Origin of the sequence: Enterococcus sp. DIV0840 (genome assembly GCF_050527835.1) — a bacterium.
Taxonomy (GTDB): domain Bacteria; phylum Bacillota; class Bacilli; order Lactobacillales; family Enterococcaceae; genus Enterococcus_L; species Enterococcus_L ureasiticus.
This window is the reverse complement of sequence record NZ_CP172876.1, coordinates 2,455,892-2,468,949: the sequence shown is the minus strand read 5'-3', so window position 1 is coordinate 2,468,949 and position 13,058 is coordinate 2,455,892. Positions and strand designations below refer to the sequence as shown.

General features: G+C 36.6%; 14 protein-coding genes and 2 tRNA genes. 11 read left to right on the top strand and 5 right to left on the bottom strand.

The features are described 5' to 3' along the window. The first annotated feature begins 170 nt into the window (after positions 1-170). The 7 genes from IGL98_RS11750 (at position 171) to IGL98_RS11720 (ending at position 3,334) form a co-directional block, all read left to right on the top strand. Entirely contained in the window at positions 171-746 is a 576-nt protein-coding gene (locus tag IGL98_RS11750; protein ID WP_206843253.1) for a hypothetical protein, read from the top strand. A gap of 1 nt (position 747) precedes the next feature. Further along, positions 748-1,518: a class D sortase gene (locus IGL98_RS11745; protein WP_206843255.1), complete on the top strand. Its 771-nt coding sequence runs from the start codon at positions 748-750 to the stop codon at positions 1,516-1,518. A gap of 18 nt (positions 1,519-1,536) precedes the next feature. After that, positions 1,537-2,391, top strand: coding sequence for a hypothetical protein (locus IGL98_RS11740; protein WP_206843256.1), 855 nt, complete (start codon positions 1,537-1,539; stop codon positions 2,389-2,391). A gap of 146 nt (positions 2,392-2,537) precedes the next feature. Continuing rightward, positions 2,538-2,771: a DUF2969 domain-containing protein gene (locus IGL98_RS11735; RefSeq protein WP_206843257.1), complete on the top strand. Its 234-nt coding sequence runs from the start codon at positions 2,538-2,540 to the stop codon at positions 2,769-2,771. Between the two features lie 90 nt (positions 2,772-2,861). Further along, positions 2,862-2,942: transfer RNA gene (locus IGL98_RS11730), tRNA-Tyr, on the top strand. 10 nt (positions 2,943-2,952) lie between these two features. Continuing rightward, positions 2,953-3,024: transfer RNA gene (locus tag IGL98_RS11725), tRNA-Gln, on the top strand. Between the two features lie 124 nt (positions 3,025-3,148). Further along, entirely contained in the window at positions 3,149-3,334 is a 186-nt protein-coding gene (locus IGL98_RS11720; RefSeq protein WP_206843258.1) for a hypothetical protein, read from the top strand. A 69-nt stretch (positions 3,335-3,403) separates the two neighbouring features. Here the strand turns inward: IGL98_RS11720 and IGL98_RS11715 are convergent, their stop codons facing one another. Then, a complete protein-coding gene (locus tag IGL98_RS11715; protein WP_069646711.1) occupies positions 3,404-4,012 on the bottom strand; it encodes a TetR/AcrR family transcriptional regulator in 609 nt (202 codons plus the stop codon). 192 nt (positions 4,013-4,204) lie between these two features. Between IGL98_RS11715 and IGL98_RS11710 the strand changes: the two genes are divergently transcribed. Both IGL98_RS11710 and IGL98_RS11705 read left to right on the top strand, forming a co-directional pair. After that, entirely contained in the window at positions 4,205-8,452 is a 4,248-nt protein-coding gene (locus IGL98_RS11710) for a 2-hydroxyacyl-CoA dehydratase (RefSeq protein ID WP_206843259.1), read from the top strand. Between the two features lie 340 nt (positions 8,453-8,792). Next, complete coding sequence (locus IGL98_RS11705) at positions 8,793-9,500, top strand: GntR family transcriptional regulator (RefSeq protein ID WP_206843260.1); 708 nt, start codon at positions 8,793-8,795, stop codon at positions 9,498-9,500. 67 nt (positions 9,501-9,567) lie between these two features. Here the strand turns inward: IGL98_RS11705 and IGL98_RS11700 are convergent, their stop codons facing one another. From IGL98_RS11700 to IGL98_RS11685, 4 genes are all read right to left on the bottom strand, one after another. Then, positions 9,568-10,074, bottom strand: a complete 507-nt coding sequence (locus tag IGL98_RS11700; RefSeq protein ID WP_206843261.1) for a QueT transporter family protein — start codon at positions 10,072-10,074, stop codon at positions 9,568-9,570. A gap of 171 nt (positions 10,075-10,245) precedes the next feature. Further along, entirely contained in the window at positions 10,246-11,010 is a 765-nt protein-coding gene (locus IGL98_RS11695) for a 3-oxoacyl-ACP reductase (protein WP_206843262.1), read from the bottom strand. Positions 11,011-11,086: 76 nt separating this feature from the next. Next, entirely contained in the window at positions 11,087-11,323 is a 237-nt protein-coding gene (locus tag IGL98_RS11690; protein ID WP_069646706.1) for a DUF2829 domain-containing protein, read from the bottom strand. Beyond that, the gene (locus IGL98_RS11685) at positions 11,313-11,972 is read right to left on the bottom strand and encodes a YigZ family protein (RefSeq protein ID WP_206843265.1); all 660 of its coding nucleotides are present in this window, start codon (positions 11,970-11,972) and stop codon (positions 11,313-11,315) included. The genes IGL98_RS11690 and IGL98_RS11685 overlap by 11 nt, the downstream gene beginning before the upstream one ends. A gap of 196 nt (positions 11,973-12,168) precedes the next feature. Here IGL98_RS11685 and IGL98_RS11680 point away from each other — a divergent pair, with 196 nt between their 5' ends. Beyond that, positions 12,169-12,456 carry a DUF7662 domain-containing protein gene (locus tag IGL98_RS11680; RefSeq protein ID WP_206843267.1) on the top strand — a complete coding sequence of 96 codons (288 nt, stop codon included), beginning with the start codon at positions 12,169-12,171 and terminating at the stop codon, positions 12,454-12,456. A 123-nt stretch (positions 12,457-12,579) separates the two neighbouring features. After that, positions 12,580-12,903 carry a PTS sugar transporter subunit IIB gene (locus IGL98_RS11675; protein ID WP_069646703.1) on the top strand — a complete coding sequence of 108 codons (324 nt, stop codon included), beginning with the start codon at positions 12,580-12,582 and terminating at the stop codon, positions 12,901-12,903. Positions 12,904-13,058: the final 155 nt, after the last annotated feature.

Genomic DNA, 13,058 nt, shown 5'->3' with positions numbered 1-13,058 from the left:
TTTTATATAGTGAAGTAAATAATTTATCTTCTTATGTAGGGGTATTAAAGTATTTTGTTTCTTTGATATCTTTTCATTATGTCCTAAAACCATTAGGGGTGTTGTTGTTGGTATAACCATTACAGATATTCTGTAATTGATTATAAATATTTAAGATAGGAGGAAAAAAAATGAAAAAAGTTATTGGATTTATCATTGCTGTGATAGCAACTGTAAGCTTTGCAACTAATGCTTCAGCTGATGGTGCTATTTCAACAGCAGAGCAGTCTATTCTGAATGAATTGAATGCTGGCGCAACAATCGGCGGCAAAAAATTTAATTTTGATGCGGCTGAGACAAACGCAGCAGCAAATCACTTGAAACGTGTTGATTTAACACAAGCTCAAGCAGATGAAGCTGTAAAAAATATCCAAGCAGCACGCGGATTAGTTGAAGGAGTATCTGTTAATACTTCAAACGCTAATTCACTTGCAAGTGCAATTAAATTATTGCCGGCTAATGTAATTTCTCAAGTACAAAATTACGCGGTTGCTGCCGGAAATGCCGTTGGCGTAAAAATCACTTTTGGTAGCGGAAGCTACTCTGCAGTGATGATTACAGATGCTAATGGTGCGCCTGTTTATACAGCTGGAACGCCAGTTAAAAATACAGGATCAAATTACGCGTTAAGCGGAATTACTTTTGGCTCATTGATCGTCGCTGCAGCAGGTGCAGTATTCGTGAGCAGAAAGAACAAATTAGCATAATATGAAACAACTAAAAAGAGTAGGGGCATTTATTTACGTGCCTCTTCTCTTTATGTTTTTTGGCTATCTCATTATTTACATAATTGGTGCACCTGTCATTAACTTCGCTTCTTCTGCAGTTGAATTGATCTCATTGAATGATGCTCCATCTTTTGATCAAAAAGGAACAAATCTTTTTGAAAAAAGAAATGATAATAAAGAGCAAGTTTCATCAGACGAGACTACAGATAAAATCGATAAACAGACAACTGATGTATCAGATAAAAAGTCGACTAAAGCAGTTGCGGCTGGAATGGAAGTGTCTGAAAAAGGAGAGTTATCCTCTTCGAATATGGTCTATCCAGTAGGAGGAGATCAGTTTGGTGAGGTAGTGATCGATAAAGTCGGAATTAATGAACCATTATATTACGGAGATAGCGAAGAAATTTTGCGTTTAGGCGCAGGACAATACATCGGCAGTATGATTCCAGGTGATCTTGGAACAACATTGATTGGTGGGCATAATCTGCCTTCCTTTGGAAAGATTTATTACTTAGAACCTGGAGATAAAATCAATATTCATACTCATTATGGTGATTATACGTATCAAGTAACAGAAGTAAAAGTTGCTGATTACAAAGATCCAGCCGTGAATACAAAATTAGGCGACCGCACGAAAAGATCACTGATCCTTTATACTTGTTACCCATTAGATGCGATTGGTTTAACACCAGAACGTGTTTTTGTTTCAGCAGATTATGTATCTGGACCAATCATCGATGAAAAGTCATAAAGGAGGAGAATTAGTCAGGTGAAAAATCATGGTCGTTTAATGAAAGTAATTTCTCGCTTTTTTATTGCTTTTTTATCCTCTGTATTTTTATTTGCATTTTTGATTCTATTGACATTAAGACTCACTCTGTTTAGTGAGAATTATATTGCAAAACAAGCAGCTAAAGCAGATTATTATTCAGAATTAACTGAAGAAATCAATCGTCAAGTCGAAAATAGTGCTTTGGGGAGTAACATTCCAGAAGGTGTTTTAAATCAATCAATCAAAAAAGAGTTAGTGAAGACGGATGTAAATGCATATTTTGAAGCAATGTACAATACAGGGACAAAATATTCTATTTCTAATGAAAAAGAAATCCATGATGCTGTTTCTAAAGCAATCACAGATTATATGAAAGAAAAGAATATCCAGACAACACCAGAATCAGAGCTGGCTGTAACGAAACTTTCTGACAATGCTGTAACGATCTATAAAGGTTATATCGAGTTGCCTTTTCTAGTTTCTTATGGACGCAAAGTTATGAATTATAAATCAAAATTGGTCATTTTTATGGTTGTCTGCGGTGTTTTATGGGCCGTATTAAGTTTCTCTCTCTATTCTTCATTAAGAGGCTATTTTCATCGCTTATTGAGATACTGGTCCTATATTTGGGTGGGCAGTGGCTTGATGATGGTAGTCGTTCCTGCAATCATTTTAATGCAAGGCTTTTTAAAGAAGCTAGGAATTCAATCGAAAGCAATGTATGATTTTATTCAAACCTATTTATCGAGTTTTTTATGGTTGTTTATTATTATAGGCATGATTTCTATTTTGGCAGGCATTATTTTCGGAATACTTAGCGAGGTCAAGAGGAAACAATTATTTAGTACGTAAGTAGATAGAAGGAATTTTATGAACTTGGGATAAAAGTGCGTGATGTTCCTTTGAAAAGAAGCTAAAGTGGAGCAAAACTTAGTAGGTTTTGCCCCACTTTCTTTTTTTCACGTAACGTGATAACATAGATGTTTGGAGGGATGAAGATGTCAAAGAAAAATAAAGATATAGAAGTAAAAATTGAAGAAGCAGAAAAAAAAGTAAATGGTGAAACAATCACTGTAAGCACCTTAACGATTGGCAAAAAAGAAATTGGTCAAGTCTTAGCACAAGACACCAAAAAATTTGCTGTCGTAATCGATAGCCGTAATGAAGCGACTGTAAAAACGCTAGATGAAGCGATCGAATACATTATTCGCCAGTGGAATTTAAACGACTAAAATAAATAACAACTTTTTTTCGAAAAAGGCTTGCATTTTATTCAAAAGTTTTGTATTATAACTAAGTCAGGTTTTTTACTAAAACCTTTTGGAGGAATAGCGAAGTGGCTAAACGCGACGGACTGTAAATCCGTTCCTTAGGGTTCAGTGGTTCGAATCCACTTTCCTCCATTTTAACCTTTGGGGTATAGCCAAGCGGTAAGGCAACAGGTTTTGATCCTGTCATGCGTTGGTTCGAATCCAGCTACCCCAGTTTTTTATTAGAACAACTCAGATGGAGTTGTTCTTTTTTTGACTAAAAAAAAAGATAGTAACTTTTGTTCTCTTTTTTTGAATTATGTGATAAAGTGAATGAAAAAGTAGGAGGAGTGAGCCAAATGAATATCAAAGAGAAAATAACTGAAACAGCTGAAAAAGTCTACGACTTAGCGCGTGAAGGTAAATATGATGTTAAAGTAAATCTTTTTTCTAAAGAGAAAAATAAAGACAAAGCAAAGGGCATTCAAATTGTGTCTGCCAGAGACACTGCTCATACAAAAAAATGGCGTGCGAAGAACCGCTAAATCATTTTAAAATAGCCTACAACAACATCGTCTATATGTTGTTGTAGGCTATTTTCCTTTAGGTAGGTCTTATTTATCGATTTCAAGTCCTAGAACTGTCAGATGACCATTTCCAACGAGTTTAATAACCAGCCTAGCTAAATGATTAGGAGACATGTCTGTGTCACTTGTGATCCACCAATGAAGCGTTCCGATAAATATAGAGGTCATATACTCAATAATAAAATCAATCGGCACTTCAATGTCATTCTCCGTGATTTTTAGCTTAGAAAAGATATCTGCATATTTTTCATAAATAATATCTGCTAACTTCTTCCGCAACAGTTCATTTGAACTACCATCCATGATCGTCAGAAAAAAATTTTTATTTTTTTGAATATTAATGTAGATATTTGTCAGTAGAAATTCAATCTGTTTTACCTTGATCCGATTGCTGACAATAATCTGTTCCGTATCGATAACAGATGTAAAAGCATTGATCGCAAAATCGAAAATTTGTTCATAAAGGTCTTGTTTGTCTTTGAAATGAGCATAGAACGTCGCACGGTTGATCATTGCTTCATCTGCAATGTCTTGGATCGTTATACAATCATATCCTTTTTCATCTACTAAATGAAAGAAAGCTTCAATAATCATTTTGTGTGTCCGCATTACCCGAAGGTCGGTTTTCTTTGACATAAAAAATTCCTTTCGAAATAATCAACAGTTTTCAAAAGTTTGTTGCTTATCTCACAAATTTGGGTGTTTTGCTTGTTGCAATTAAATTAGAATCTTTCTAAAATATACATAAGTATTATATCAGACACCTTGTAGGATAATCAACAAAGTGTTGTGAAATAAAAGGGTATGTAATTTAAGGAGATAAAACTTATGACATTAAGAGCAGGAATAGACGTCGGTTCGACAACTGTGAAATTAGTAATTATTGACGAAGAAAATCATAAAAAATTCGCGAAATACGAACGACATTACTCAGATGTAAAAGCCGCAACCGAAAAAGTTTTGAATGAAGCGATGCTTGATTTAGGTGAAGAAACACCGATCACAATGACGATTACAGGTTCTGGCGGCATGGGGCTGGCAGATGTTTTGAATATTTCTTTTGTTCAAGAAGTGATCGCCTGTACAAAAACAGTAGAAGAAATCATTCCAGAAACAGATGTAGCGATTGAACTGGGTGGTGAAGATGCAAAGATCACCTTTTTTGAAGGTGCATTAGAACAGCGAATGAATGGGAGCTGTGCTGGAGGAACTGGCGCTTTTATCGACCAAATGGCGGTTTTGTTAAAAACAGATGCTAACGGGGTCAATGAATTGGCTAAAAATTACCAAACAATTTATCCAATTGCTTCAAGATGTGGTGTTTTCGCTAAGACAGATGTTCAGCCTTTGATCAACGAAGGAGCTGCCAAAGAGGATATTTCAGCGAGTATTTTTCAGGCAGTAGTTAACCAAACTATTGCAGGGCTTGCCGCAGGTCGGAAAATCAAAGGTAAAATCGCTTTTTTAGGCGGCCCACTTTTCTTTATGTCAGAACTTAGAAAACGATTCATTGAAACCTTAGATGTGAAACCAGAGGATGTGATTTTTCCAGAAAATCCGCAATTATTTGTAGCGATGGGGGCTGCAATTTATTCGGAAGGTGCTAATCCAACAACCTTAGTAAATTTGATTCACCGTTTGACAAAAGGAGATCAAGAACAATTAAAGCCAACAGATACACTAGAACCGTTATTTCAAGATGAAGCTGATTTAAAAGAATTTAGAGCGCGGCACGCAAAAGCCCAAGCACAAGAAAAAGCGTTAGCTGATCATCATGGTGTAGCCTTTTTAGGGATCGATGCAGGATCTACGACCACAAAAGTTACCTTGATCGATGAAGAAGGCAATCTATTATTTTCATTTTATGGAAACAATCAAGGGCAGCCCTTGGAAACCACAATGCGTGTTTTGAAAGATTTATATCAACAATTACCAAAAGATGTATTTATCGGAAAATCCGCCGTTACAGGATATGGAGAACATTTGATCAAAAATGCATTGAAGGTCGATATTGGAGAAGTCGAAACTATGGCTCATTACAAAGCGGCAGATCATTTTCAGCCAGGTGTTGATTTTATTTTAGATATCGGTGGTCAAGATATGAAAGCGATGACCATCAAAGATGGCGTATTGTCTTCGATCCAATTGAATGAAGCCTGTTCCTCAGGGTGCGGTTCGTTTATCGAAACATTTGCCAAATCATTGAATTTTGATGTAAAAGACTTCGCACTCGAAGCGCTAAGTTCTAAAGCACCTGTTGATTTAGGCTCTCGTTGTACCGTATTCATGAATTCAAAAGTCAAACAAGTTCAAAAAGAAGGCGCATCAGTTGGGGATATTTCCGCGGGATTATCTTACTCTGTAATTAAAAATGCGATTTACAAAGTAATCAAAGTTCGACGTCCCGAAGAATTAGGGAAAAAAATTGTTTGCCAAGGCGGAACTTTTTATAATGAAGCTGTTTTGCGTGCGTTTGAAATGATCAGTGAACGAGAAGTTGTCCGTCCTTCTATTGCTGGGTTGATGGGCGCATATGGCGCTGCCTTGATTGCGTTAGAAAATTATGAGCTAGGACAAGAAACAACCATCCTCGGTTTTGAAGAGCTAGATACTTTTGCAGCAGATAAAGAGTTTACTCACTGTGGTTTATGTGAAAATAATTGTATGATGACCGTTACGATTTTTTCTGACGGACGTCAATTTGTTACAGGAAATCGTTGTGAGCGCGGTGCCAGAATCAAGGTAAAAAAAGAAGACCGCAGAGTCAATCTGGTTGACTATAAATACCGAAAATTGTTTAAATATCGTCCACTGAAAGAAAAAGATGCAGTCCATGGCAGAATCGGGATTCCTCGTGTTTTGAATATGTATGAAAACTATCCACTGTGGCATACGTTCTTCACTGATTTAGGTTTTAGAGTTGAGTTATCACCACGGTCGAATAAAGAGTTGTACGAACAAGGGATGGAAACGATTCCTAGTGATACAGCCTGTTATCCAGCAAAAATTTCTCATGGCCATATTCAAGCATTGATCGATTCACAAGTACCGATGATTTTTTACCCAGGTGTGGTTTTTGAACGTCAAGAATCGGCAGAAGCAGATAATCATTTTAACTGTCCAATCGTGCAAAGTTATCCTGATGTTATTCGTAATAATGTAGATGACATTCGTGATGGTAAAGTTGATTACCGTAATCCGTATATTAATTTAGCCAATGAAGCATCAGTTGCCAAAGTTTTAAGCGAAACATTTGCGGATCTAGGAATCTCGGTAGAGCAAGTGACTCAAGCATTGCGCCATGGATATGAAGAATTAGATGCATTCAAAGAGGATGTCCGTAAAAAAGGGGAAGAAACCCTCGTGATGCTGAATCAAAAAGGGGAAAAGGGAATCGTTTTATCCGGTCGTCCTTATCATCTAGATCCAGAAATCAATCATGGTATTGCTGATGTTATAACGCAAGAAGGCTTCCATGTATTGACAGAAGATTGTGTCTCTCATTTAAGTGATGTCGGAAATTTACGTGTTGTCAATCAATGGGTTTATCATTCGCGTTTATATGCAGCAGCGCGTGTTGTAGCGAAATCGAAGAATCTTGAATTAGTTCAGCTGAATTCATTTGGTTGTGGTTTAGATGCTGTTACGACGGATCAAGTGGAAGAAATCATGGATCAATATGGAAAAATCTATACTGTCTTGAAAATCGATGAAGGTTCGAATTTAGGTGCGATCCGTATTCGTTTACGTTCCTTGAAAGCAGCCGTTGGTGAGCGAGAAAAAATGAATTTTGAGCCAAAACTGCAGCATGAAGAGCCAGAGAAAATCATCTTTACCAAAGAAATGAGAAAGACACATACCTTATTATTACCGATGCTTAGCCCCATTCATCAATCTGGTTTAGTGGATGTTGCTTTAAAAGCTTCCGGCTATAATGTGGTTTGTTTACCAGCAGACGATCGAGAAGCTGTAAATGTCGGTCTGAAATATGTGAATAACGATGCGTGTTATCCAGCGATTATTTCAATCGGCCAATTAGTTGAAGCGCTAGAAAGCGGGGAATACGATTTAGATCATGTTAGTGTGATGATGACACAAACAGGCGGTGGTTGTCGTGCAACGAATTATATCCCATTGCTTAGAAAAGCCTTGAACGATGCTGGATTCCCACAAGTTCCTGTGGTTTCAGTTTCGATGGGAAATAAAGGGGTTGAGTCTAATCCAGGCTTTAAATTTACACTACCGATGTTGAAACGTGTCGCTGTAGCCTTTTTATATGGAGATTTATTCGAACGAGTTGTTTATCGCACTCGACCTTATGAAACTAAAGTCGGTGTGATTGATGCACTTCATGCTAAATGGCTAAAACAAATCGAGAAAAATGTCCGCAATGGTTCATTGACCTTATTCAATCGAAATATGAAAAAAATCATCAAAGAATTTGATGAAATCCCATTGAATGAAGTCAAGAAACCGAAAGTTGGGATCGTTGGCGAAATCTTGGTGAAATACTCACCAACTGCCAATAATGATATCGTTCGTTTGCTTGAAGCGGAAGGGGCAGAAGCTGTTGTGCCGGATATTGTTGGATTTATGAATTACTCTTTGTACAATCAAATTTGGAAATACGACAATATGGGGATGTCTAAACAAAGTAAAACCTTAGCTCAATTTGCGATCCGGATCATTGAATATGTTGAAAAACCAATGGACAAGGCCTTGAGAAATTCTAAACGGTTTGAAGGCCTGAGCTCTATTCATGAATTAGCAGAAGATGCTGGGAAAATTCTTTCAATTGGAAATCATACTGGCGAAGGTTGGTTTTTAACAGGGGAAATGATCGAATTGTTGAAATCAGATGTGAATAATATCGTGTGCATGCAGCCTTTCGGATGTCTACCAAACCATGTTGTGGGTAAAGGTGTAACGAAAGAGTTGCGTCGTCAATATCCTAAAGCCAATATTGCGCCAATCGATTATGATCCAGGTGTGTCGTTGGTGAATCAACTGAATCGGATTCGCTTGATGATGGCAACAGCACATAAAATGATGGATGAAGAAAAAGTCCGTTCGTAGGTTGATGTGATCAAAGGAGCCAAATTTTTCGCTATTTACTTGGATTTTGAGTGTGAAACGAAACTTATTTTTAGTTTTGTTTCACACTCTATTTTTATATAAGCAAAGTCTCAAGCAAAGAAATTTTTAATTTTGTTAATTTTTCTTTCTTTTTGTCCGTACTTCGTTATACAATAAACATAATAACTAAAATATTTTCTTATTTAAAACAGCTTTGATTTTTACCTGAAGCATACCAAATTGTTTCTATAAACGTTTGCATAGCTATATTTTGGAACTTTTGGTTGTTTATGAGGTATATACCAGTTATAATGGAAGGGAATAAAAAGGAGGAAATAAGATGGTTTCAAGCTTACCAGTTTATATTCAAATCCACGATAAAATTAAAGATGACATTGAACATGGCGTTTGGAAGATTGGAGACCGGCTTCCATCAGAACGTGAGCTGGCGATCCAGTTCAGTGTTAGCCGAATGACGTTGAGACAGGCGATCCAAACACTTGCTGATGAGGGGATTTTGGAACGGAAAATCGGTTCAGGGACCTATGTTGCCCGTAAAAAAGTGCAAGAAAAAATGACGGGAACAACTAGTTTTACAGATATCATGCTTTCCCAAAATCGAGTACCTTCTAGTCGTACCATCTCCTATTATGTAGCTAAACCAAGTTCCAGTGAGATGGAAAAGTTAAATTTGAAAGAAAATGAACAAATCGTACGCATGGAGCGAGTTCGGTTTGCAGATGATTTACCAATCTGTTTTGAAGTTGCAAGTGTTCCGTATTCATTAGTTGATCAATATAGCAAAACGGAAATCACAAATTCTTTTTATAAAACATTAGAAGAAAAAGGCGGCAACAAAATCGGCCATGCGAATCAAACGATTTCAGCTATGCAAGCTTCAGAACAAATTGCAGATTATTTAAAAATCAAACGTGGAGATGCTATTCTTCGTTTACGCCAGATCTCCTATTTTGAAAATGGCACCCCTTTTGAATATGTAAGAACACAATATGTAGGAAACCGTTTTGAATTTTATTTAGAAAAATAAACGAAAAAGGAAATGAAAGCTTTCAGCCCTTCTATAATGAAGAGTCGCCAGTTTTCATTTCCCTTTTTTATTTCGTTAAATCGATTTTTTCACTGATCCAGTAAATTAAAATACCGCCAACGGTCATAGATAACAGTTCACCAATAGCAACTGTCAACCATGTATAGAAAAACGGCAGATGATAAAAATAAGCCAATTGTCCAGCCACCGTAAACATTGAAAGTGAACAAATAATTGCTGTTAGGATCATTTTTTTGATTGGGCTTTTTAGCCGTTTTGTTCCATAATAAGATAAAAGTAAAACGACAAACGTCGATAAGCTGCCGATAACGATATCAACAAGACCTAATGGTGAAGCCACATTTGAGATGGCTACTCCTAAAGTCACAGCTAGAATGTAGCGTTTGTTAAAGAGCGGTAAATAGTTAAATAACTCTGAAAACCTGAGTTGAACTGCACCAAAACTAAAAGGTGCCAAAAAAATAGTGACAACGACATAGAGTGCCGTGATCAAAGCCATTTTCGTCAAAGCAATGACCGACCAGGCTTTAGTCTGTGAGTTTGGGTTATTCATTTGTGTTCTCCTTTGTAAAACAGATTTTCTGTTTTAGTAATAACTATGACCAAAGGAAGTGACAGGAAAATTCTGCCAGCTGAAGTGTCATAGTGTGAATTACTTCACTGTTTTTTATGGTATCGAAAATTGTGGCATTTGTAAAGTAGGCTGTGGCATTTCAATACAATATTATTTTTCCAACCAGCCACCATCGATCGTCATTACAGTTCCATGAATATAATCTGCCTGCTCACTTGCCATAAAAAGAGTCAATGAAGCAACTTCTTCTGGTTTGGCCCAGCGTCCAGCAGGGGTCTCGTTAGCGACCCACTCAGCAATTTTGCCATCACCAGCAAAGTCAGCAGCATTCATAGGTGTTTGAATTGCGCCAGGAGCAATCGAATTTGCTCGTATACCTTGTTTGATATAATCATGATCTAACTGTTTGGTATAACCGATAATAGCATGTTTTGATGCTGTATAAGCCGCGCCGCCTCCACCGGCAACCATACCTGCAATTGAAGCCATATTGACAATTACACCATGTTTTTGTGCTAACATTTGCGGTAGAATTTGATTGGTTACTAAAAAAGTTCCTTTTAAATTAACGGATAAAACGCGATCCCACATTGCCTCAGTCGTTTCTAAAGTCGGTGTGTAATCATCCAAAATGCCAGCTGTGTTCAATAAAATATGGATCGGGCCAAATAAGTTGTTTGCTTGTTCAACTGCTGCGGTGATATCACTTTTTTTTGTAACGCCACCAATACAAGAAGAAAATTTTCCAGCAGAACTTTTTGTTTTTTCAATCGTTGCAGCCAATCCTCTTTCATCAAGATCCAATCCAAATACATGGGCACCTTGTTGTGCAAAAGCGATTGCTTGGGCCTGTCCTATACCAGAAGCTGCTCCCGTTATAAAAATCGTTTTTCCTTTGTATTCATCGAAATGCATACGTGTTCCTCTTTTCTTGATTCTATAAAAAAAGCTAGAGCGACTTGTTTTAAGTGTTCTAGCTTTGTATAGAATCTTAATCTGTAGTTACGATTTTCCAATCTTCTGCCAAAACATCACACGGTGTTGGTGAAAACATACTATATCCTTCATCAGAAGTCTTGATCAAAAAGTAGGGCGTAACTTGGAGGAAAGTCCCATCGGATGTGCCGATTTCATCTCTGAGTTCAATGTACAATTCAAAACCGCCCCAACCTTCTCTTACAGCTTTTGCCCCTTTTTTTATATGAGGTAATATTTCTTCAAATGTCATCTTCTTGCTCCTTTTTTTTGATTGGTAGTTCATGATAAGAACATTCACCTTCTTCAAATGTAACTTGTCCATTTAATAGTTCAACGATTTCTGCCATAAATTGTTCAGATTTCGCTTCATCTACAAGGCAAATAACGTCAACATGTTCTCCATAAATCGTGTCTTTTAGTGTGTAGTGTTTGTTTTCTAGGAAATTTTGAACATTTCCTAAATTAGGATAACTGATCGTTAAACGAATTTCCTGTTGTAATTTTCCTTCGACCAATCCGATGTCACTTAATGCATGAGAAACAGCATGGCTATATGCTCGAATCAAGCCGCCAGCGCCAAGCTTAGTTCCGCCAAAATAGCGAGTAACAACAGCTGCCACATTGATCAATTCTTGTTTTTTCAAAACCTCCAGCATAGGAACGCCAGCTGTTCCACTTGGTTCTCCATCATCGTTGCTGCGCTGAATATCACTTTTTTCACCGATCACAAAAGCACTGCAATTATGATTGGCTTTCCAATGCTCTTTTTTCTTTTGAGCAATAAAATCTTTTGCTTCATTTTCTGAATAGACTCGTTTTAGAGAACAGATAAAACGGGATTTTTTGATCTCGATTTCACTTTCTCCATCAGAGCGAATGGTAAAATAATGATCAAGCATTTGCTCAGTCCTTTACTACATAATGCTTTAAGTATAAAAAAAATAAAGGTGAGAAGCAACTATTCTCTTTAAATTAGATAAGAGACCTTCATTTGCTTCTTCAACTTTTTATGAGATAATCATTAAAAGGAAGAATAAATTTAAAAAAGTAGTTCGTTATAAGCAAAGCGATAATAAAAATAAGGGAGTGAATGATTTGGCAAAAGAGCGTCAAAAGAAATATGATAGCGTTACCCATTATTTAACGACCAATGGTGGTTCACAAGTAACTTTAACGTTTACTCAATTTGACGAGTTACTTTTTCCACATTCAGGACTTCCTAAAACGGCATGCACAGATATCGATTGGTGGGCAAACGATCTTAAGCATCCTGAAAAAGGCGCATATGGTTGGCTCAATGCTAGTTATCAAGTTGTACAAGTCAATATTGAAAAGGAATATGTGGTTTTTAATAAACTGCTTAAATCTAAATGGCTTTTTTAAACAACTAAATTAAGATAGCTCACAAGCGGGAAGCGTTGACAAAAGTCAGTTTTTTACTATACTAAAGTTAAAGAGAATATAAAATGTGTTATGTTATTAGTTAAAAAAAAGGAGATGGCTACCATGGCTAAAAAAACAATTATGCTTGTATGTTCTGCTGGAATGAGTACAAGTTTGCTCGTAACAAAAATGCAAAAAGCTGCTGATGCACAAGGCTTGGATACGGATATTTTTGCAGTATCAGCTTCAGATGCAGATAACAATTTAGAGAGTAAACCTGTAGACGTGTTATTATTGGGTCCTCAAGTTAGATTTATGAAAAGCGATTTTGAAAAACGTTTAGAACCTAAAGGAATTCCTTTAGAAGTAATCAATATGGCAGATTATGGCATGATGAATGGGGAAAAAGTGCTACAACAAGCATTGAATTTGATTGGAAATAACTAATACAATAAGTGAGTCAAAACATGATGTAAGTTTTGACTCACTTTTTTTGTTCTCTTGAAAATGAAGAAAGATTTTAGAATCTATGCATACTAAATGAAAGCTCGACTAATTTACTGAAACGGTAAATTAGTCGAGCTTTTTATGATGTTCTAAAC

What these genes read in the sequence shown, in the direction of transcription:
- IGL98_RS11715 (WP_069646711.1), bottom strand. Translation starts at nt 4,012, where the DNA reads ATGTCAAAGAAAACCGACCTTCGGGTAATGCGGACACACAAAATGATT.
- IGL98_RS11710 (WP_206843259.1), top strand. Translation starts at nt 4,205, where the DNA reads ATGACATTAAGAGCAGGAATAGACGTCGGTTCGACAACTGTGAAATTA.
- IGL98_RS11700 (WP_206843261.1), bottom strand. Translation starts at nt 10,074, where the DNA reads ATGAATAACCCAAACTCACAGACTAAAGCCTGGTCGGTCATTGCTTTG.
- IGL98_RS11735 (WP_206843257.1), top strand. Translation starts at nt 2,538, where the DNA reads ATGTCAAAGAAAAATAAAGATATAGAAGTAAAAATTGAAGAAGCAGAA.
- IGL98_RS11690 (WP_069646706.1), bottom strand. Translation starts at nt 11,323, where the DNA reads ATGACATTTGAAGAAATATTACCTCATATAAAAAAAGGGGCAAAAGCT.
- IGL98_RS11750 (WP_206843253.1), top strand. Translation starts at nt 171, where the DNA reads ATGAAAAAAGTTATTGGATTTATCATTGCTGTGATAGCAACTGTAAGC.
- IGL98_RS11695 (WP_206843262.1), bottom strand. Translation starts at nt 11,010, where the DNA reads ATGCATTTCGATGAATACAAAGGAAAAACGATTTTTATAACGGGAGCA.
- IGL98_RS11685 (WP_206843265.1), bottom strand. Translation starts at nt 11,972, where the DNA reads ATGCTTGATCATTATTTTACCATTCGCTCTGATGGAGAAAGTGAAATC.
- IGL98_RS11745 (WP_206843255.1), top strand. Translation starts at nt 748, where the DNA reads ATGAAACAACTAAAAAGAGTAGGGGCATTTATTTACGTGCCTCTTCTC.
- IGL98_RS11675 (WP_069646703.1), top strand. Translation starts at nt 12,580, where the DNA reads ATGGCTAAAAAAACAATTATGCTTGTATGTTCTGCTGGAATGAGTACA.
- IGL98_RS11705 (WP_206843260.1), top strand. Translation starts at nt 8,793, where the DNA reads ATGGTTTCAAGCTTACCAGTTTATATTCAAATCCACGATAAAATTAAA.
- IGL98_RS11720 (WP_206843258.1), top strand. Translation starts at nt 3,149, where the DNA reads ATGAATATCAAAGAGAAAATAACTGAAACAGCTGAAAAAGTCTACGAC.